Source organism: Shewanella sp. SP1S1-7, assembly GCF_031932105.1.
GTDB classification, from domain to species: domain Bacteria; phylum Pseudomonadota; class Gammaproteobacteria; order Enterobacterales; family Shewanellaceae; genus Shewanella; species Shewanella baltica.
Genome location: NZ_JAUOEU010000001.1, coordinates 25,881 through 47,536 on the forward strand (window position 1 = coordinate 25,881; position 21,656 = coordinate 47,536).

11 protein-coding genes are annotated in these 21,656 nt (G+C 48.6%); 4 read left to right on the plus strand and 7 right to left on the minus strand.

What is annotated here, in order from left to right; genetic code table 11:
* The first annotated feature begins 72 nt into the window (after nt 1-72).
* The 3 genes from Q4Q49_RS00100 to Q4Q49_RS00110 all read left to right on the plus strand — a co-directional run bounded on the left by Q4Q49_RS00100 (nt 73) and on the right by Q4Q49_RS00110 (nt 5,101).
* On the plus strand, nt 73-1,344 hold the full coding sequence (locus Q4Q49_RS00100; RefSeq protein ID WP_006087299.1) for a sugar MFS transporter: 1,272 nt from the start codon (nt 73-75) through the stop codon (nt 1,342-1,344).
* A 144-nt stretch (nt 1,345-1,488) separates the two neighbouring features.
* On the plus strand, nt 1,489-2,703 hold the full coding sequence (locus Q4Q49_RS00105) for an RsmB/NOP family class I SAM-dependent RNA methyltransferase (protein WP_311998329.1): 1,215 nt from the start codon (nt 1,489-1,491) through the stop codon (nt 2,701-2,703).
* 148 nt (nt 2,704-2,851) lie between these two features.
* A complete protein-coding gene (locus Q4Q49_RS00110; protein ID WP_311998330.1) occupies nt 2,852-5,101 on the plus strand; it encodes an EAL domain-containing protein in 2,250 nt (749 codons plus the stop codon).
* Between the two features lie 221 nt (nt 5,102-5,322).
* Here Q4Q49_RS00110 and Q4Q49_RS00115 read toward each other — a convergent pair whose 3' ends face one another.
* Entirely contained in the window at nt 5,323-6,336 is a 1,014-nt protein-coding gene (locus Q4Q49_RS00115; protein ID WP_311998331.1) for a D-alanine--D-alanine ligase, read from the minus strand.
* Nucleotides 6,337-6,712: 376 nt separating this feature from the next.
* Between Q4Q49_RS00115 and Q4Q49_RS00120 the strand changes: the two genes are divergently transcribed.
* Nucleotides 6,713-7,171: a GNAT family N-acetyltransferase gene (locus tag Q4Q49_RS00120; protein ID WP_311998332.1), complete on the plus strand. Its 459-nt coding sequence runs from the start codon at nt 6,713-6,715 to the stop codon at nt 7,169-7,171.
* A gap of 11 nt (nt 7,172-7,182) precedes the next feature.
* Here the strand turns inward: Q4Q49_RS00120 and recD are convergent, their stop codons facing one another.
* The 6 genes from recD to Q4Q49_RS00150 form a co-directional block, all read right to left on the minus strand.
* Nucleotides 7,183-9,417 carry an exodeoxyribonuclease V subunit alpha gene (recD, locus tag Q4Q49_RS00125; RefSeq protein ID WP_311998333.1) on the minus strand — a complete coding sequence of 745 codons (2,235 nt, stop codon included), beginning with the start codon at nt 9,415-9,417 and terminating at the stop codon, nt 7,183-7,185.
* Nucleotides 9,414-13,235 (minus strand): exodeoxyribonuclease V subunit beta, encoded by a 3,822-nt coding sequence (gene recB, locus Q4Q49_RS00130; RefSeq protein WP_311998334.1) that lies wholly within the window; start codon nt 13,233-13,235, stop codon nt 9,414-9,416. The genes recD and recB overlap by 4 nt, the downstream gene beginning before the upstream one ends.
* Entirely contained in the window at nt 13,232-16,999 is a 3,768-nt protein-coding gene (gene recC, locus Q4Q49_RS00135) for an exodeoxyribonuclease V subunit gamma (RefSeq protein ID WP_311998335.1), read from the minus strand. The genes recB and recC overlap by 4 nt, the downstream gene beginning before the upstream one ends.
* Before the next feature lie 155 nt (nt 17,000-17,154).
* Entirely contained in the window at nt 17,155-19,380 is a 2,226-nt protein-coding gene (locus tag Q4Q49_RS00140; protein WP_311998336.1) for a transglutaminaseTgpA domain-containing protein, read from the minus strand.
* Complete coding sequence (locus Q4Q49_RS00145; RefSeq protein WP_311998337.1) at nt 19,377-20,477, minus strand: DUF58 domain-containing protein; 1,101 nt, start codon at nt 20,475-20,477, stop codon at nt 19,377-19,379. Before Q4Q49_RS00145 ends, Q4Q49_RS00140 begins: the two co-directional genes overlap by 4 nt.
* 99 nt (nt 20,478-20,576) lie before the next feature.
* The gene (locus Q4Q49_RS00150) at nt 20,577-21,488 is read right to left on the minus strand and encodes a MoxR family ATPase (RefSeq protein WP_259504960.1); all 912 of its coding nucleotides are present in this window, start codon (nt 21,486-21,488) and stop codon (nt 20,577-20,579) included.
* Nucleotides 21,489-21,656 lie beyond the last annotated feature (168 nt).

Below are 21,656 nucleotides of genomic sequence, written 5' to 3' on the forward strand. Positions count from 1 at the left end.
CCGCCCACGGGCACCATGGGGAATGTAACCTTAATTAGTTCCTGATAATAAAAACATACAGAGAGAATAACTATGGCGTCATCAATTAATACCGGTAGCTACACGAGCAGCACTGGCGAAAATGGGTCGGGCAGTTATCGTTTTGCCTTGATCTCATTAACTTCACTGTTTTTTATGTGGGGTTTTATCACTTGCTTGAACGATATTCTGATCCCGCATCTTAAAGCGGTGTTTTCGCTGAATTACACTCAAGCCATGTTGATCCAATTTTGTTTCTTTGGAGCTTACTTTTTAGTGTCGATCCCAGCCGGTAACTTAGTCAAAAAACTGGGTTATCAAAAGGGGATTGTCACTGGTCTTGTGATTGCGAGTATTGGCTGTGCGCTGTTTTATCCTGCGGCCACGCTAGCGACCTATAATCTGTTTCTTGGCGCGTTATTCGTTCTGGCATCGGGCATCACTATCCTACAGGTGGCAGCCAACCCCTATGTTAACGCCTTAGGCAGTAGCGAAACTGCCTCGAGCCGTTTAAATTTAACTCAAGCTTTCAATGCGTTAGGAACAACAGTCGCACCATTTTTTGGTGCCATGTTAATTCTTTCTGTCGCCAGTTCTGTATCAAGCGATTTAGCCCACGCGAGCGCCGAAGCCGAAGTGGTAAAACTGCCATACCTGTTGCTTTCTGGTGCCTTGGCTATTTTAGCGCTGATTTTTGCGAAGTTAGATTTACCTGTGATCCGTGAGCATGATGAAAGTGTTCAAGGTGAAGTCCAAACCCATCTAGGTAAAACCAGTGCCTTGCAAAGCAAGCACTTAGTGCTCGGCGCTGTGGGTATTTTTGTGTATGTCGGTGCCGAAGTGTCTATCGGTAGCTTCTTGGTCAGCTTCTTAGGTGAAAGCCATATAGCCGGTATGCCAGAAGCTGAAGCCGCCCATTACATCGCCTATTACTGGGGCGGCGCTATGGTGGGACGTTTCATTGGCTCTGTGGTCATGCAAAAAGTGCCGGCTGGCTCAGTGCTTGCGTTTAATGCCTTTATGGCGGCGCTACTTGTGGTTGTGGCGATGACAACCAGTGGCAGCATTGCCATGTGGGCAATTCTTGGGGTGGGGTTATTTAACTCGATTATGTTCCCAACGATCTTCAGCTTAGCGCTGCGTGATTTAGGTCCACACACTTCACAGGGCAGTGGCATTCTGTGTCTGGCAATTGTGGGTGGGGCGATTCTACCTTTATTCCAAGGCATGCTAGCGGATAATCTCGGCGTGCAACTCGCCTTTATTCTGCCTGTGATTTGTTATGGCTTTATCCTGTTCTATGGCTCTAAAGGCTCAAAAATGTAATGGGTTAACTGGCTAAAACTAAAAAGCGATCCCTTTGGATCGCTTTTTTTATGGCTTTAACCTTAACTCAGCGCCAGCGTGCTTGCGTATTAGGGCCTGACCTCCTATGATCCTCCGGTTTTATCATTCATGGTGACCTTTTAAATGTTGAATTCTCCGCTTTCTGCCAGCTCGAACGAATTAGTGATCAGTATCTTAACTATGGTGCTGAGCCAAGGAAAACCCTTAGATCGGGCCTATTCTCAGCATTTTTCTGGGTTGCAATTGGTACCCGCCGAACAGGCGCGTATCGCATTAACGACGGGTGATATCCTACGTCGCTTAAATTTATATTGTTATCTGGCGGAAATCAGTCCAGATGAGATGGAGCGCTTTGGCTCTAAATTGCTTAATGCGTGGCATTTATTCCACGGGCTTGAACTGCCTAAAATGCAATATTCGTTGCAAGTCGATGAGGCGCGTTTAGCCGAGCGCACTGAGCAAGCGAAAACTAAGCCAGTATTATGGGACGGTTGTCCTGAGTGGCTAGATGCGATGGGCCGTGAGCAATTAGGCGAGTCTTGGGACAAGGAGCGCGCCGCGTTAAGCACAGCGCCGAAGCGTTTTTTACGCGCAAATGGCCTTAAAGTGACGCGTGAGGAATTGGCCGCTAAGCTTGCCGCTGAGTTTGTGAGCACGCTGAGCGTTGATGGGGTCGATTCTGCCCTTGAAGTGACCTCCGATTCTGCCTTGTTCCGTACCCAAAGCTTTAAAGATGGCTTATTCGAGCAGCAAGATGCGGGCTCTCAGCGCGTGGCGGCGGCGCTTGATGCCAAGCCAGGCATGAAAGTTATTGATGCTTGCGCAGGCGCGGGTGGCAAAACCTTATACATAGCCGCGCAAATGCAGGGCAAAGGGCGCTTGTTGGCCATGGATGTGGAGCAATGGAAACTCGACAAACTCAAAGAGCGTGCCCGTCGCAATGGCGCGCACAATGTCGAAACCCGCGTGATTGCCAGCAGTAAAACCATTAAACGCTTAAAGCTCAGTGCCGATCGGGTATTACTCGATGTGCCATGCTCAGGTTTGGGCGTATTAAAGCGTAATCCAGATGCAAAATGGCGCGATACTGTTGAGCGTTTACCTGTGCTAATGGAGCTGCAAAAGCACATTTTGACCAGCTACAGCCGCATGGTGAAAGTTGGTGGCATAGTGGTTTATGCGACCTGTTCAATCTTCCCCTGCGAGAACCGCGGTCAAGTCGATGCGTTTTTAGCCGAGAATCCTAATTTCCGCCTGATTGAGGATGAAAGTATCAGCCCAGCCGATAGCGGATTTGATGGTTTTTACCTTGCAAAACTTGAACGTATTCAAGAATAAAGCCTTGCAGTTAAGACTAAAGTAAGCCCTTTATTGAATTGATACAGGGTTTACTTAGTTAACATTAGTGCCTAGAATTTCCTATAAGTTATAAATATTTTAACATTGTGAATGTGTATTTATATTGCAACTTTTTTCTAAGGGAATTATGGCGTCCGGCGTTAATCTTCCAGATCTGCTCGACCATGCTGACGTTAAACTCGCCCACAATGTCAGCATAGCTTGCTATAGCAGTATTCTCTCTATGCTGCTTAATGGCGCACCGCTACATGAAATCTTGCACGCCTTAGTGCTAAAAATCGAAGCGCAAAAGATAGGCACTCGAGGGTCTGTATTACTGCTCAGCGGTGACGGCAAACGTTTGTTGTTAGGTGCTGCGCCCCATTTACCCGACAGTTATAACCAAGCGATTAATGGGGTTGAGATTGGCCCTAATGTTGGCTCCTGCGGAACGGCGGCTTATTTCGCAAAGCGGGTTATCGTTGAAGACATAGCTACTCATCCTTACTGGAAAAATTATAAAGAACTGCCATTGCGTGCGGGTCTTAAATCTTGCTGGTCTGAACCTATCAAAGATACTCAAGGTAAAGTGCTCGGCACATTTGCTATGTACTACGATACGATAAAGTCCCCAACCGAGCTTGATTTAGAGCTGATTACAGAGGCGGCACGATTAGCCAGTTTGGCCATTGAGCGCAGTCGATCGATGGAGTTTCAGCGTTTAGCAGTGAAAATTTTTGACCGCTTACCTTTAGCTCTGGTTATCTCCAATTCCGATGATTCCGTTCTCTATGCTAACCCCGCTTTTAAACACATCGTTCTTCCGCAAGATATTGATATCGCAAACTTTAACCCAAAGATGTTTTTATCTGCGTCTCAACCCAATGAGTTAGTCGGCCTATTTGAGCATTTAGCGCAGGATAAAATGTGGCAGGGGGAATTGGTTGGCTTAAGGGGCAATGGTGAGGAGTTTTATCTAGACCTTATCGTCACCACGTTTCGAGAGCCCAATGGATTACAACCTTGTTTTGCGTGGTTATTTTCAGATATTAGTGAGCGTAAAAAAGCGGCGCAGCTGATTAAGTATCAGGCCAATAATGACTCGCTTACTGGGCTTGCTAACCGTAATGCCTTGTTTAAACTGATCCAATCCTTCATTACCTCCGACAGTCTGACGCCCGGCTTTAGTTTTATGCTGATGGATTTAGATAACTTTAAACAAGTTAACGACACCCATGGTCACGACAAAGGTGATGCGTTATTAGTGCAAGTGGTGCGGCAGATTTGCGAGTGCCTCAATGACACTATGGTGTTTGCGCGCCTCGGCGGTGATGAGTTTGCCTTGCTGTTACCTGGGATAGTCAATCAGAAAGAGTTGGCGCAACTTGCTGAAACAATTAATAAGCATGTTGCTAAACGTTATGTGCTTGCCGATGGTAAGGGCGTTTATAGTTCGGTCAGTATAGGGATTGCGCGTTTTCCTGAAGATGCCCTCGATCTTGAGCAGCTGTTAAATTGCGCCGATCAGGCCATGTATATTTCAAAGGCTAACGGTCGTAATCGTTATCATTTTTTTACTGAGCAAATGCAGCTTAATGCCGAGCGCATTGCCAGCCTTCATAATCAACTCAAGCAGGCACTCGATCAACAGACCTTCGAGCTTTATTACCAGCCCATAGTGAATGCGACCACAGGTTTGATTGTTCGAGCCGAAGTGCTGCTGCGCTGGCAGCATGAAGGGCAATTCATTCCCCCCGATGAGTTTATTCCCATCGCGGAGAACAGCGGCTTAATTGTTGATATTGGTCGAGATGTGCGCCTTGGCGCGATGCAAACCATCTTAGAGATGCAGGCTCACAATTGGCCGATTAACTTATCGGTGAATGTGTCGACCTTTGAGTTTTGGTCCCATGAACTGCAAGATGCCTTTGTGGAGTCCTTTGCCGCGATTACTGAGCAACTTGAGGTGACAGATTTCCCCTATGATAGATTAACCCTTGAGATCACTGAATCTTTGCTGATGAAGCAACATACGCATCTTATTGATGTGCTTAATGGTTTACGGATTATGGGGATTAACATTTCATTGGACGACTTTGGTACTGGCTATTCGTCCTTGTCCTATTTGGCGAATTTCCCTATCGATCAAATTAAAATCGACAAGAGCTTTATCGACCGATTAGACGAAGGCAAGCGTCACGAAGCGTTGGTGGAGGCCATAGTGCGGTTAAGCCATGCGTTAGATTTAACCGTGACGGCTGAAGGGGTGGAAACTGAGTCACAGCTTAAGTTTGTGATGTCGAATCATATTCAAGAAATTCAAGGTTACCTTTTCTATAAACCTATGCCTAAAGCTGCCTTCTTTGCGCTGTTGGCAAAGCAAGCTGAGCTGCATTAGGGTTTTAACGTTGGACCTTGATATTTGACCTAGATGTGAGGGCGGCTTAATCAGCGACAGTCTGATTTATATTTCGGGTTTAGATGTAAGGTAAGAATCAAGAGTTAAGTATAACCAATTGAAATTTAATAAATAAAAAGAGCGCCGAGGCGCTCTTTTTATTACTGAAAACGGGTGCTTCACAAAGTATCTGCGTTCACATTGAGTCAGGTTGGCGAGCGTTAAGATTTAGCGGTTAGCTGACCGTTAATCACTAGGCTCAAGTATTCAGTAAAGTCATGACCGTGATTTTGCAGCATTTTAGGGAACATAGAAATCGGCGTAGAACCTGGGAAGGTATTGATTTCATTCAATAGAATTTCATTGTCCGCGGTTAAGAAAAAGTCGATGCGCGACAGATGACGCAGCTTCATTCCTTTGAATGCCTTGATTGCATAGGCGCGGATCTGTTCGCTGATCTCTGCTGAAACATGCTGCGCGACCACATCGGTGCGCGCTTTACTGTTTTTGGCGTATTTCTCATCGAAGGTGTAGAAGGTGTTGGTATCACATATGATTTCACCTGGCACTGTCGCTACCACTTCACCATTGTACTCGTAGACTGCGACTTCTAACTCGCGGGCTTTTATGGTTTTTTCAACGATCACATAGGGCGCATAGCCAAACGCATCCTTAAGCACGCCTGCAATTTTATCGCTGTCATCCACTTTGTAACAACCAACAGAGGAACCCTGTGATGCTGCTTTGACGAAGATCGATCCCCATTGTGCTAATGCTGCTTGGGTTTGCTCAATCGCCGCATCATCGAACTGATTCAGGAAAATATACGGCGTATTAGGAATACCTAAGGCCGAGAACCACATTTTAGCGGTGATCTTATTGAAGCAGTTGCTGCTCGCTTCGGATTCACAGCCAAAATAGGGCAGTTGGATCAGATTAAAATAGGATTGAATGTCGCCAGTCTCGCCGGGATAGCCATGAATGCAGGGAATGACGTAATCGACTGGCCATGGCGTTTTGGTCTCATCACGGAAGCGAATCTCACGGCTATTGGTCAGTTCACAGTCGTCACCTGCGGCGGTGCGGTACTGGCCGAATTTATCCAGCTCGACTCGCAACACGGAAAACTGCTCAGATTTTGCCAGTGAGGTTTCAAAATAGTTGGCCGACATTAATGAAATATCGTGTTCGGCACTTCCGCCGCCGCACAGCAAAAGCAGATTGATCTTAGACATTATGATTCCTCAAAGTGAGCAAAATCGGATGATATCGGCCTGTGGCAATACGAACATCATCCTATAGTACAACCGCTGTCATCTTAGTTTTCTTGTCCCTATGAGTGCAAGGTTTTGCTGACTGACGGCTATTAAGTGGTGAATTTTAACGCATTTAATCGCATTGCAAATAAGGGCTTGTGCATTTGGTGAGTTTATTTTGATTTTTGTGGGGTTAGCTGCCAATGTCTTGCAACTGTGGAGTCACTATTCGCTGCGATGAATAGCCGCGAAAAAATTAGCATTCGGGATGCGTTTCAACATGGCATTGTTGTAGGGAATACTTGGTTGAAAGTCATCGTAAAGCGTTTTGGCAAATTACGAGGGTAAAATCTGTATGATGAATAAAAACATTCGGTTAGCTCAGCTACACGATTCACAGAGTATTCAATTGCTACTTGAGCAGCTAGGTTATGTTTTACCTGTGGCCGCGTTAGCCAAGACGTTAACCGAGTGCCAAGATAATCCCCAGTCCCGCACTGATGAGTTACTGGTATACGAGCAACCCAATGCGCAGGGTGAGCCGCAAGTTGTTGCTGTGATGGCCTTTATGTTCTTTGATTATTTCCCCGCTTTGAGTCGTATCTGTCGCATTACGGCAATAGTAGTGGATGCCGATATGCGAGGTCAGGGCATCGGCACTCAGTTGATTGATTTTGCTAAAGCGCGGGGAAGACAAGAAGCCTGTCAGTTACTCGAACTCACAACATCGACCCAGCGCATTGCCACACAGCAATACTATGAAAGTATAGGGTTTACCAAAACCTCTTTCCGTTACAGCTTAGTCTTGAGTTAAACGAACCTAACTTAACCCCAAAGCCTGTCGGCAAGACCCGATGCGCGTTGAGTGGCTTGGCTACTGGCCCGCTCGAATACGTGCTGGGTACCTAAGCAGGTAAAGTGCACTTTAGCGCGGGTGATGGCGGTGTAAACCAACTCTTTAGTCAGCAGTTGCCATTGGGCTAAGCTGGGGCTCGGTGGCAGCACTAAAGCCACACGGCTAAATTCGCTGCCTTGGCTTTTGTGTACTGTCATGGCGTAACAGGTTTCATGGCTGGGCAAACGGGCTGGCAAGACTTTTAACAGGCTGCCATCGGCCTTGATGAAGTGCGCCATTAAACGTTCAGGTTTATCTTCATCCTGCAAAATCAATCCGATATCACCGTTAAACAGGCCTAAGTTATAGTCATTGCTTTGGATGATAATCGGCCGACCCAGATAAAACTCCTGCAGCGGTTTAATCAGCTTGGCATTGGCTAGTGCTTGAGTCACATACTGATTGATGCCTTCGACCCCATAATCGCCCGAGCGCATGGCGCATAAAATGCGGTACTGGTTAAAGCTATCTATGATGTCAGCCGTGCTTGGACGTGTGCCTAGATCACTATTACTTACATCATTGTTACTTGCATGGTTGTTCAAGGCTCTGAGATAAGCGCCATATTGCTGGCAGGCTTGCTCTAGCAGTAAATTGAGTCCCACATTATTAGCAGGCTCGCTTACTTTGGCTTGGGTTTGGCTTATGACCATACTGTGTTCTAACCAGCTCAATTCAGCAGGTCCTTGTTGCCATACCTGCAGTATGCCTTGAAGATCCGCGCGATTGACGGCGCTAGCAAGCAGTCCAATCCCCGCATCGCCTTTAAATCTGTGGCTGTGCATCAGCATACACAAACTATCGCCAAGTTTAGGAGCATCGTTGATATAGGGCGTTAACTCAAAACCCGTTAATGCACTTAGGCGCTCGGCTTGCTCCTTGGAATAGCGCATTTGCCACAGAGCAGGATTGTTAGATGCTATGTTGTTTTGTGCAAGGTTATTGGGATCTACTGACATTTTTAGGCCAGCACAAATATCGGCGAGCACAGCGCCGGCTTCAACCGAGGCGAGTTGGTCTTGATCGCCGAGTAAAATCAAACTGGCGTGCTCGGGCAAGGCGCTGAGCAATTTATACATCATGGGCAAATCGACCATAGAGGCTTCGTCGACAATCAATAAGTCGAGCCTAAGCGGATTACCTTGATGGTGGCGAAAGTGCGGCGAATTGGGGATCACCCCGAGCAGTCTGTGTAAGGTTGATGCCTCCTCTGGAATGCGCCCCAGTGCCGTTAAAAAGTCTTGGCGATTTCTATTGTGATCGTCATCAATAACATTAGCATGGGCGCTGAGTTCCTTTGCCAGACGCGCTTTCGAGGCTTTGATCGATTCGCTTAATCGAGCCGCGGCTTTTCCCGTGGGTGCGACTAAACGGATTTCCTGTTGTGATTCCATTTGTAACAATAACAAAAGCTTAGTCACAGTGGTGGTTTTACCTGTGCCTGGGCCGCCAGTGATCACCGACAATTTTTTACCCAGCGCTGTGGCCGTGGCTACCTTTTGCCAATCAATGGTCGCTGCGCTTTGTGTGCCTTCACTTTTAGTGATTACATTGGTAGTGATTGCATTGCGAGTGAGTGAATGGGGTTCGCTCACATTGGCAGGGAACAGTTGATCTAACAGTGACCTCAATTTAGCGGTTTGAGTTTGCTCTTGGTGGCTTACGTCTTCAGAGTGTTTAGATACGCTGTCTGACAAGCGGATTAAAGAAGCGGCCACTGAGGTTTCAAATTGATGATAACGCTGCAAATAGAGTCTGCCATTATCAAAAATAAGTGGTTTGTTACTGCCCGCTTGGCCAACGGCATCAAAGCTTTGTAAAGTCTCTGTGAGCGCTTCTAGGCTTAAGCTGATTTTACAATGGCTATTTTGCTCGGCCATAGGATTAAGCGGCACGATATGGGCGAGCACTAGGCAACTGTGCTGTGAAGATAATTGCTGGCTTAATAGCGCACACAGCAAAATAAACAAAGGATGTTGGCTGTCACTTGGATGCAAGTGGCTCATCTCGAGTGCGAAATGTCGATCGAGCGGTGTGAGCAGTCGTTCTTTCTCCCACTGTTTCAACAGCTCTGGCAGCGGCGCGCTAAGCTGAATTGCGCCATGATCTATCCATTTCGCGGCTGTGAGTGAATGTGCCTTTAGCCCTTGGGTTGAGCGCATCATGCCGTGACTCCTGTATCGATTGCACCAGCTAATCTGCTGTGAAATAAATTATCATTAAATAGTGAATCCAGCGCGAGAATAAGTGCCTTCGGCGGCTTGTCGTAATAAACACCGTAGCCGGGATACTGAGCCGACATTCCCCGTAAGAACAAGTAATAACAACCGCCGATATGGCTGTCGTAGTCATAACTCGGCAGGCGTAAACTCAAATACCTGTGTAGCGCCAATGAGTAGAGGATGTACTGCAAATCGTACCTATGATCGGTTATGGCACTTTGCAACGCGCTCTGATGATAGGCATTGATGTTGTCGCCTAAATGATTCGACTTATAGTCGGCGATATAATATTTTCCTTGGTATTCAAAGGTTAAATCGATAAAGCCCTTGAGCATGCCCTTGAGATCATCAAACTTAAGTGTCGACTCATAGCCAAACTGCTGCAGTAGCGCATTGAGCTCAGTATCCTTAAGTTCGCTTAAGGGTAAATAAAACTCCATTTCGACTAAGGTATCCTGTGGCGATAACTTGGCTAAGCACAAATCAGGATGCTCAGGTTTGGGTGTCTTGGAATGATTCTCTAAGGCCGATGTTGAAGGCATTGTCGTTGGCACTATTGTTGATGGCACTGTAGATGGCATTAGCCCAAGCGGCGCATGCAGTACATCCAGATACCAAGTGTGCAATACCGTTTGCCACTCGGGCGCGATACCGAATTTCAGCATGGCTTTAGGCAGTTGCAGCGGTAAGTCTCTGTCTGCCTGCGTAAAATCAATCTCTTCTAGCACTAAATGCATAAAACTACCGGCGTTAGCGCCGCGCTCAAAATTAAAGCGATTGAGCATGCCATCCTGCAGCTCATGGCTTGGCTCATTATGAATAGAGAGTGTTTGCGCAGCCATATATTCAAGCGTACCTAATGCTTCATCATCGGCACCCGGAGCGGCTTTGCCATGGCTGGTATTTTTAACTAGGCCTGAATAACTGCCGACTCGCCACGGCGTGCAGTATTGGCGGGTTAAGGTTTTCGCGCTCAGTATGTGTGCTACGTCTTGGCTTGAGGGCAATGGCCGCTCGTCTATGTCATCGGGCACCTTATCAATACTTATGGCTTCCACATCTTGTGCGAGCTGCTGCGCAGCATTGCAGATACGGGCAAAGTCACATTCTGAGTCGTCAATGCCCAATAGATAGCCGATGGCGGTTTCATGCAGCTGACTTTTAAGGCCATTTTTAAGCTGACGACTGTGATTGGCGATATACAAATAACACAAATACACAGGGCGAGTGAGCGCCACATATAACAGGCGCAAGTCTTCGGCCAAGGTTTCTTGCTTGGCGCGCTCCCAACCTTCATCCGTGCCTTCGATATCCCATACGAGTTCTTGCTCACCTGCATCGTTGGTTCTGTGGTACAGCATAGGCGTCGGGCGGCGGCGATTGTCGCGGGCTAGGCTGACAAAGGGCACAAAACACACGGGATACTCAAGGCCCTTACTCTTATGGATAGTAACGATCTGCACTAGATTCTGCTCGCTTTCAAGGCGCAGCTGCTGTTCATCGGTGCCTGTGTTATCAATCAGTTGTTGTTCATACCAATTGAGCAGGGCGCTAATACCATCAAGCTCGGTGGCCTTTTGCTGTAATAGCTCAGCAAGGTGGCGAAAATCCGTCAAACGGCGCTCGCCGTTGGTGGCATCTTGCTCCTGTGCATCGGTTTGCGTACTAGCGGAGTGCAGTAAACGGTCAATCAGCTTAGTGCTATTAGCAAGGCTGAGTAGCGCGGGCATGATGCCGCGTTTTTGCCACACTTGGTGCAAGTTAAAAAACTGCTCTAATAACAGCTGTCTGTGCTCTTCATCTTGGTTAAATGCATGAATTTGCTCGGCGCTATAGCCCAATAATGCCGTGGCTAGGGCGCTGCGCAGTGCCCGTTCATCCTTAGGATTCGCCAAAGATCGTAAAATTAACGCCATTTCCCGCGCTTCAAGGGTATCGAATACACTGTCGCGACTTAAAAACACTGCGCCTATGTGGCGTTTACTCAGTGCGGTTTTCATCACCGCCGCCTCGTTGCGATCCCGCACTAAGATGGCGATGTCTTTAGCGATTAAAGGCCCCTTCGGGCTGTGGCATTCGCCATTGGTTGCATCAGTGAGTAAACGGGTGATCTCCGCCGCGGCATCTTCGGCGAGCAAGTGTCTGGCGGTGGTTTTGTTGAGGCCGTTTTCTGCGCTTTCGCTTAAGAGTCTTAATCTTAAGGCAGCTGGATTGCCGGTTTTTTCAGTGAGGGTTTTCCCCTTGGCACTGCTGGGCGTTTTCACGCTATCAAAGGGGATCGACTGACTGATAAACGGATCATTATGCTGGCTAAAGAGATGGTTAACCCCAGCGACCATGTTTGCGCTTGAGCGGTAGTTGGTATCCAGATGATAGTGGGCCTGGGTATGATGACGGGCCTCAATATAGGTATGGATATCGGCGCCGCGAAAGGCATAAATGGCTTGCTTAGGATCGCCTATCATCAACAGACTGAGCTTATTTTCGGTAGTGTCTACACCTTGCTTTTCAAACGAGTAGCGGCCTTGGTAGATGCCAGAGAAGATCGCAAATTGCAGCGGATCGGTATCTTGGAATTCATCAATAAGCGCGACGGGGAAACGTGTCGCCACGGCTTTGGGCAAGGTTTCATTATTGGCATGTAGCGCGCTTGCTAATGTCGTGAGTAAATCATCTGGGGTCAGCACGTTTTTTTGCTGTTTTTGCTGGGCAAATCGCTCGCTTATACCAAGTTTCGCACTATACAAAAACGCCGGTTTAATGGCGGCAATCAATGTGGCAAGTTGCTCCATATGATCCATCAGCGGCGCTTCGCTCACGCTTGGGATCACGCCGCCCTTGTTGAGTTTTAACTCAGACAGCGATAAGGCTTCTAATTCTTTCAGTGGCGGCAACCCATGACCGAAGGCGAGCCAGTTATCCAACGCATCGAACATGGCGGCGAGCTTGGGGTATTTATCCGTTGCTTTGCCAAAGCGGGTGCCGTTCAGCGGCAAACCGTGTAGCAATGCCAATAAGCCATCGCGTTCCCGTGGCCAAGCTAATTTAAAGCGCTCTAAACTTTGGCGCAGTGATAGGGCCAAGGCATCAAACTTAAGCGCGGGTTTCAGAGGCTTTGCTTGACTGGCGCCAAGGAGCGGCCGCAACTGTTTGACTAAACCATCGGGCTCGCCAAATTCCTTGGCAATGATTTGCGCTAAGTAATCGGGCAGCGGATAACAGGCCTCACGCCAAAAATCCCGCACGGCATGGTGCAAAAATTCGCTGTCGTCCAAGGTAAAGTCCGATTCGAACAGTAAGGAAGACTCAAAGGCGAGATCCGATAAAATTCGCTGACAGAAACCGTGGATGGTAAAAATCGCCGCTTCGTCGAGGGATTTAAGGGCGAGATCGAACCGCCGCAGGGCAATGGCGCGATCACTCTCTGGGGTGTTGTCATACAATGCCTGCACAAAGGGGTCGGTAATCGTTAGTCCTAAGAAGCACTTAAAGGCGACTTGAATACGGCGACGAATACGATCCCTTAACTCTTCGGTGGCCGCATTGGTGAAGGTAACCACGAGAATTTGTTCGCAGGTGAGCGGCGCAGGAATGCCATCACCAAGCAATAAGCGTAAGTAAAGACCTGAAATGGTGTAGGTTTTACCTGTGCCAGCGCTGGCCTCAATCAGACGACTACCGCCAAAGGGCAATGTGAGTGGATCAAGCGCCTGCGCCACTGAATGTAACGCTGCTGCGTTTAACTGCATCGGTTCACTCATGCTTGCTCTCCCTGTGCGCTATTGCGGTTCAAATGTGCTGCAGTCGCTCGTGTGTCAGTCGCTTGTACATCGGGTGTTTGGCCTTGGGTCATGCCATCGTTCAGCGCAAATTCCTCAAGCTGAGCCAGCGTATCTTTGAGATATAAACTCACCATAGGGCGATAGATGCGCTCGGCTAATGCGCCAAAGCTATTCTCAGAGAAATCCCGCGGAAAACTGAATAAGCGTTGGTAATGGGGCTCGTTCCCTTCACCCAATTGACTCTGCTCATCCAGCCATTCAGGTAACGCTTGCTGCAAACGCTCATCGTGCTCACCTTCGCAGCTGACGTAGGCCAGTGAGGTGCGCGGCATAAAACACAGTGGGTATTGCTGACCTTGATAAAACAGCACCAGCAAATCTGCCAGTAACGCATGGGCGCGCTCAGCAGTGATTGGCGCTAAGGCGTGGAAATGCCCCATGTCGAGAAGATAGCTTGCATGTGTGTGGCCCATTGCCATTAAACACAGGTGGCGAAGGTATAATCTCAGCACATCGCGGCCGTGGGCGCTACCGGGACGGTAATTCACTAATCCCTTAGGGCTTAAGTCATCGATACGGCCTTGCAGTAACACTTGCTGGGATTTACCCGCCGTGATGGGCAAATCAAACAGGAGTTTAATATCCGCATGGCTGCTGGCTTGTTCTCCCTTGAGGAACAAGGTTCTACCAATCAAAGGTTTAATATCGTGCTGATATTGGCGTAGCAGCAAATCATCGAAGGGCTGCATCGGCAAACTACCGCTGGCTTTGAGGCGTTTAATCAGCTCGATATCGGGCTCAGTTAGGCCTTGGCCTATGGCATCGTCGAGTAACTGGGCCTGTAACATATAGCGCTCTAGGGCATTCAAGCTAAAGGGCTCGTCATTATCATCGGCCTGAATATTAAGGCTAAGATCGACTTTAAGCGTTCGGTTGAAGAAGTACTGCGCCGGATTTCGAAAGAAACGGATCAGGGCAGACACATCCACTTGCTTGCTTTGCTGTTGTTCGCGAACAGAAGCGGGCTGTGCCTCTGTATCTGGCATAGAGTCTTGCTCATCCGCTTCGAGCATGATGCGAGTTTGCGCGCCGATAAAGCGGCCAGCATGTGTGCCTGCCGCTGCCGCATTGGGCGGACACCATTGCTGGCTGTAACTTTGGCCTATGTTTGAGCTATTCTCGTCATCACTTTTTACTGCGGCTTGATACAACTTAGGATCGAAGGGTTGCAGCGGCTGGTGGCTGACAATCGCGTTATAGAGTGCTTTTTCAGCATCCTCTGGGTCTATGGGGCTTGAAACTTTCTGCGATTGAGCCAATAGCGTTTCAGGCAAATAGCACAGCTGACAATATTCAATCAGTTCAGAGACGAGCATAGAGGCGATACGCTCAGAGTTATCCCGTTCGCTGCGACCGATATAGCTGATATACAGTTGCTCACGCGCCGACAATAAGGCTTCTAAAAACAAATATCTGTCATCGAGACGGCGGGAGCGATCGCCTTTACGGGCACCGAAATGCGCCATTAAATCAAAGCCGACGGGATGTTGAACCCTAGGATACACCCCATCGTTCATGCCGAGTAAACACACGACCTTAAAGGGGATCGAGCGCATCGGCATCAAGGTACAAAAGTTCACGCTTCCCGCAAGATAACGCTGGCCGACCCGAGATTCGGTTAAGCGTTGATTAAACCATTGCTGCAGCACTTCGATACTGAGGTTCAGTCCGCTTATGCTCTGTTGGGCTAGCGTCTCGAACATACTTGTATCTAACGAGTTTGAATCTAATGGCTTGCCCGCCGACAGTAACTCTTGCTCTAGGGCGGCAATGGCATCGCGGATTTCCTGCAATTGTTCGCGCTCGTCTTCATCTGTGTCGTAGAAGGCATCCAGCAACTCAGTTAATTCAGCCAAACGCAGGGCGCCCACTTGCGGTAAGGCGAGTATTTTTGCCGTTTCATCGAGTACTTCAATAAAATTGAGTAACTTACCTAACGCCTGCGCCGATTGGCCTTCGATGCCAGTCACGATCAGATGGTCTTGGTACAGCGGCGCATCGTCACTCAAGGCGTAGCCTAAAATCAGCCTTTTAATACCAAAGGCCCAGGAGTTTTGCTCAAACGCTGGCACACCTTGCTTAAGGCGGCTTTGTTCATCGCGGCCCCAGCGCACGCCCGCTTCATCTAACCAGCGGCGGATGAGTTGCAATTCATCGTCATCGAGCTGGAAACGGCGCAAAATGGCGGGTACTTCGAGTATGCTTAAAATGTCGGTCAGACCAAAACGACTTTGATTAATCCCAAGTAAATTCAAAAAGCTATTGATGAGCGGTGATTCCTGCGCCGCGCCGCGGTCGGCAATGGCGTAGGGAATGTAATGCAGGCCTTGCTTCGCCGAGAAGACGGCATCGATATAGGGCGCGTAAGCGGCGACATCGGGCATCATCACCACTATGTCTTTGGGTGTCAGGTCGGCATGGTTGCTGAGTAACTCAAGCAAGTGATCGTGCAGGGTTTCGACTTCCCGCAGTGGGCTGTGACAACTCTTGACTCGAATGGATTCATCGTCACGCTTAAGCAGGCGTCTGTTCTCGACATTCTGATACAGCTCGGCATCAGGCCCTAGTACTCTGTCTAAGGTTTGCATCTCTAAAATATCGTATTGCACCCCGTTGAGCATGCTGGCATGACTGTGTGGCGAGTTGGGATCGTCGCAGGGCTCACAATACACATCGTCGCCAAAGTCGCAGTGTTCGGCGGGGAGCTCAAGCAGCATATCGAGTAATTCTCGGCCCATCTTGCCGTTATTGGCAAGCAGCGGATTACCCACTTCGAGTTTATCTTCCCACAGTTCGGCTAATTGGCGTTTACCTGCATATTGCACCGCCATGCGGGCACGATTACGGGGATCAACAATGTCACCCCAATAGTGCTGACACGGACTTAAGCCCAGCACGATCACATCGATACGGCCTGCCAGATGGTAAAGCACCTCTAGGGTTTGCGGCGCCATCGAGGAAATGCCAAACACAAATAGGCGTTGCGGTAATTTGGCGAGTGACGTGTCGGGATTATTCAGCGCGGCAATTAAGTCGCTGTGCAGATTGGCCCTGTGGTAATGGCTTTGATTAAGCTCATCACGGTTAAAGGCAATCAGCGCGCGCCATAAAATGGGTTGCCAGCGTTGGTCTTCATTCAGCGGTTTGGTGAGTGAGTCGGGGTGCTCGTTTTGCTCCCAGGCTAAAATCCAATCGGGGCGATACACTAAGTATTGGTCGAAGATATCGGCAATCCGACCACAGAGTTGGTACAGCTTAATATCGTCAGCCGTCATATCACGGGTGTTGTGCTGTTCACTCGTGTCGGCGGCATTTGTGCTGGATTGCTGATGACTTAGATAGTGTCTCAATGGCCCAAAAGCGTCATTTTGCAACATGCGCGGTAAGAGTTGCATCAGCTTCCAGGTCATCGCCGCCTTAGTGAAGGCGTTGTCTTTGGGCACATCGGGTAATAAGTCATGGCACAACTGCCAGGTAAAGCTCGACGGCAGCGGGAATTCCAATGCGGCGGCAATCCCATTTTGTTTGGCGATTTCGAGGCGCAGCCAAGTCGACATGCCGGGACTCTGCACCAAAATATGCTCGTTACTCAGTAGACGTGCAAAAGCAAGGGGCTGGGTCAGGTAAGCGGCTAAATGGGCGCAGAGCACTTCCATCTGATTGGACTGGATTAACTTTAGCATGTGCAACTCGGCATGGTGACAGTAAAACAATTCTATGTGTTTGATTTATAAGATTCAACACTATTGCTGGTTCTGTGGAATTAACTCGCAATTTTAGGCGTTTACTTAGCCTTAAACCGATGAAACTTGGCCGGCTAATGCTCAGCTTACCAATGCTAGGCTAGCGTGAACTTCTTTTTCACCTTTGCCCTGAGCAATAACCAATTCAGTTGCTTCGCCGCCGCTTTAAATTTTGTTAAATGCGCTTGATAGTCATCAGCCGGTAAATCTTGATACTTCAGCGCCACATAACTTTGGGTCAAGGTGTGCATTAGCGCACAAAGCTGTGGTGCTCTGTGTTGGTATTGCCCGATAATCTGCTGCGCAAATTGGTTTGGCCCATCACTGTCATTACGCTTAATACCATGGCGGGCGAGGCGATTGCAGACCTGTTGATAGCGAGCGCTGATAGGATCGCCCTGAGTGCTAAAATGTAATAGCCCCGCACTGTAGGCGATATAGAGCACGATAAGGCTGATACATAGCCCCATAAATACCGCGATTTTAGTGTTTGTCACATCACCTAAAATGCCGCTGAGCACTTGATTTTGTCTATCTTGATTGAAACCCAGAACCCACACGCTCCAGTAATAATCTATGCTGGCAAAACGTTGCCTTAACTCATTGAGCCAAGGCATGGATTTAAAGCGTAAGCTACTAAAAGGGCTTTCCTGCAGGTAACTCAGCGCGGGATCAAACTGGGCGTCGAATCCTTGTTCGATTCGATCGGGCGCCACCATAGCAGTCGGGTCGAAACGCACCCAACCTTCACCTTCGAGCCAAACCTCAGCCCATGCGTGGGCCATATATTGATACACGCTGTAGTAACCCGCTTGCGGATTCAACTCACCGCCCTGATAACCCGTAACCATACGTGCGGGTAAGCCTGTGGCCCGCGCCATAACAATGAAGGCTGCGGCATAGTGCACACAAAATCCGGCTTTGTTTTCAAATAGAAAATCATCCACTTGTTGCGGTCCAAGGGGAGGTGGCGTGAGTGTGTAGAAAAAAGGCTCGGTATTAAAGTGGCGCATCATGGCCCACAGTCGTGGCTTAGGCTCGGGATATTGAGTCTTGAATTGCTCGGCCAGCGCCCAAGTTCGTGGATTACTGTTACTCGGAAGTTCGATGTTAATCTGCCTTTGCCGCGCCGAGAGCCTGAGATCCATCTTCGCCTTGGGCCAAGACTCTACTTGATAACTCATTCGCTGATCGACATTGCGCAGCGCTAACAGCCGATAGTCGGGCATATTGACCACACTATCATCTTGGCTGTAGGCGACATCAAGGCCAAATAACCACGGCTGGTGGCTCGGCTCAGCAATCACTTGGTAACGAATACTCGGCTTGTTGTTTTGCTTGTCTTGTTTTGCAGCATCTTGATCTTCGCTACTTATCGAAGCGGGGTTCTTTGTTAAATCAGGATCATTGGTCATTAAATCAGGGATATTGTTCATAGCGTCAGGACTGGTGACCATCAAAGCTGGACTATTAAGCATCAAAGCGGGGCTTGGCCGTGATGGCGGAAACAGCAGCGCATCTTTTTGCAGCTTTTTAATGCCTTCCTCCTGACGCCAAGTCATACCGTCATAGTTTTCCATCACCAGCGCGCGCCAATATAACTCAGCATTAATGGGCGCTGCATTGGTAAAACTCGCCCTAAAGGCCAGTTCGGTCGAACGGGTGAGCTTGCCGATATCACCAATGGCCAGACTATCGGACAAGCCCGTTTGCGCTTCTTTCATGTTGGGCACTAACCAGAGCGGCGCAAAACGCGGTAACACTAAAAACAACAGCAGCGCGAGGGGCAAACTCTGGAGTAAAAATTTACTACCGAGCCACGCCGTGTGTTTTAGGGAGTGTTTATCTTGATACAGTGTCACGAGCACGCAGGTGTTGATCAAAGTCACCACGAGTAAATGCGCGGTATTGAGTAAGGATTGGTGATCAATAAAGGTCAGCGCGATAATAAAATAGCCAGCGAGGACGACAACGCGCACATCCCTTTGGTTACGCATTTCAATGTATTTTAAGGCGTAACCTAGCAGCAGCAGATTCACTAGCGCATTGAGTAAGCCTATTTCCTTTGAAACGAGTGCCAGTGTGGTTGCGGCGCCGATCGCAAGACTGGTCACCAAAAAACGCGGCGGCTTTGCCACTTTGCCGACATAAATCCCCACACGCCACAGCAAACAAATTGCGCAAATGCCTAAGGTCCAAGGCGTGGTCTTATCAAATAGCGGGCTCAGTACGGCGATATTGGTGATCAATAACCAAAATAAAGTCTGACGGCTGATGTTATCGCCAATTTGCGGTGTCGTGCTGCTGGCCGTTAATGTCATACCTGTTCCCTCGAGGTCGGGATATGACGCTGCTTGCTGGTGGTTTTAGCCGTTTTATTTGAGTGCTTTGCCGCTGCTGATGACGAATTAACGGCTGACGGTGCTAGCTGTGGATACAAGGCAAGGGCCTTATGGCAGGCGATTCTATGGTTATGACCGATAGAGGGCGCGATCAATATATCCTCGCCCATGGGTGTTTGCAGATGTAGGCCAAAATATTGCTCGAGTTGCGTGAGTCTATTGATTTGCCAGCTTAATTGACTCAACTGGGTTTCGAGCCGTTTAGCATCGGGTCTGAGTCTTAACCAAACGGGATCGCCTTGGGGCTGCTGAAACTCTTTACTCAACATACCGCGACCTTGTGCCCACTGCTTCCACGCCACTTGCTTAAGGGATTCGCCGAGCACATGGGGTTTAAGGCCTTTAAACTCATCGATACCCGACACATGTTTACCCGCCAGTAGCAGAGGATCTTGCTCAGACTGAGTATGATCAGCCTCAAGTTGCAGCGGCGCTTCAATCGGCTGGGCAAAGACTAAGTGACGAATGGCCAAATCCACATGGGACCATGCGCGGCAAAGCCCTAAGGGATAGAAGGATTCAATTTTGAGCCGACCCGGTGACACTTGGCCCCGCTGATGATATTCGAAGGGCACGAGCGCTTGCTGTTCATCTGTACCGACGTTCTGCACTGTATAAGTGTGATTATGCGGATAGTTAAGCTGAATATTATGGCCATTGTGATGGGTGCTAATGAGGACCGGAAAGGTTAAGGTTTCGCCCGCATAGACTTCGGGCGGCGTCATGGCGCGTAAATGTAGACCGGCCAGATTTTTGTAACTGTAGAGAATACAGGTATTAAACAGGCTTAATAGTAAGATGCTAAGGCCAATGACTAAGTTATTTTGATAGTTAGTGCCAAATAGATATAAGAGTAAAACCAACCCGAGCCAAACTAAGCCAAAACCGCTCGGCAAAATAAAAATGCTGCGATGGCTTAAGGTGATTTCAGGACTCGGTGGCAAACGCCTTGCTAACCAACGCTGCCAAATCGGTACTAGAGTCGGAACGAAAGTAGGGCGTATCAGTCGTTTCACTTCTGCATCACTTCCTTGATTGAATGGCTTGCTTTAACAGCTCGATTTTATTGCTCAGTTAATGAATGCCTTCACAATATTGTTCATGGCAGCGGTTCGCTACATGATGGGATTAACGCTCGCCAGAATTCGCTCGGATAGGGCTTCACCCTGTAATTGGCTACTGGTTCTGAGTCTATGTTCCGCCACGCAGCAAAATACCGCTTGCACATCTTCAGGGACTAAATAATGTCGCCCCTCTAAAAAAGCCCATGCCTTAGCGGCTTGCAATAATGCTTTGGTAGCGCGAGGCGATAAACCCACGCTGTCACTTTGGCTGCGAGAAAAATTCACTAAGGCCAGAATGTAATTGAGTAAGGCATCGGAAGCGCTGACCTTGTCGCACTGTTCTTGCAGTTGCATTAAGGCCAGTGGTGTCAAGCATTGGGGCAGTTGATCTAAGGTTAAGTGGTTATGATTGCTCTTCAGCATCGCAAGTTCGGCGTCGTGGCTCGGATAACCAATTGATAGACGCATCATAAACCGGTCGAGCTGCGATTCTGGCAGTGGAAAAGTGCCGGATTGATCGGTGGGGTTTTGAGTCGCGATCACAAAGAAAGGATTGGGCAATCTGTGGGTGATGCCATCGACGGAAATTTGTTGTTCGGCCATCGCTTCGAGTAAAGCACTTTGTGTCTTAGGGCTGGCGCGGTTAATTTCATCGGCTAAGATCATCTGCTTAAAAATCGGCCCTGGATGGAAGATAAATTGCGCCTGATGTTTATCAAAAATCGACACGCCGAGAATATCAGCGGGCAGCATGTCGCTGGTAAATTGAATTCTTTGGTAACTCAAGCCTAAGCTTTGGGCTATGCCATGGGAAATACTGGTTTTACCCATGCCGGGTAAATCTTCAATCAGCAGATGGCCGCGGGCGAGAATGCAGGCCAAAGCAAGCCGAATTTGCCTTGGTTTGCCCAGCAACACTTGTTCGAGTTGATGTAGTAATTCGCTGATCCCAGATTGTGCCACGGGCGACTCCTAATACATTTAAAAGCGTAACTGAAAGTGCATGCGAAAGCAGACAAGCTTTACCACTATGGCGGATCATCGCCTGCTTATCCAGTGGCATTTCTAGTGCGAAATCAATTACTCGACTGAATGACGTTTAGGCTTGCGTGTGCTCGTGGCACCAAGTCA

What these genes read in the sequence shown, in the direction of transcription:
- Q4Q49_RS00100 (WP_006087299.1), top strand. Translation starts at nt 73, where the DNA reads ATGGCGTCATCAATTAATACCGGTAGCTACACGAGCAGCACTGGCGAA.
- Q4Q49_RS00105 (WP_311998329.1), top strand. Translation starts at nt 1,489, where the DNA reads ATGTTGAATTCTCCGCTTTCTGCCAGCTCGAACGAATTAGTGATCAGT.
- Q4Q49_RS00110 (WP_311998330.1), top strand. Translation starts at nt 2,852, where the DNA reads ATGGCGTCCGGCGTTAATCTTCCAGATCTGCTCGACCATGCTGACGTT.
- Q4Q49_RS00115 (WP_311998331.1), bottom strand. Translation starts at nt 6,336, where the DNA reads ATGTCTAAGATCAATCTGCTTTTGCTGTGCGGCGGCGGAAGTGCCGAA.
- Q4Q49_RS00120 (WP_311998332.1), top strand. Translation starts at nt 6,713, where the DNA reads ATGATGAATAAAAACATTCGGTTAGCTCAGCTACACGATTCACAGAGT.
- recD (WP_311998333.1), bottom strand. Translation starts at nt 9,417, where the DNA reads ATGATGCGCTCAACCCAAGGGCTAAAGGCACATTCACTCACAGCCGCG.
- recB (WP_311998334.1), bottom strand. Translation starts at nt 13,235, where the DNA reads ATGAGTGAACCGATGCAGTTAAACGCAGCAGCGTTACATTCAGTGGCG.
- recC (WP_311998335.1), bottom strand. Translation starts at nt 16,999, where the DNA reads ATGCTAAAGTTAATCCAGTCCAATCAGATGGAAGTGCTCTGCGCCCAT.
- Q4Q49_RS00140 (WP_311998336.1), bottom strand. Translation starts at nt 19,380, where the DNA reads ATGACATTAACGGCCAGCAGCACGACACCGCAAATTGGCGATAACATC.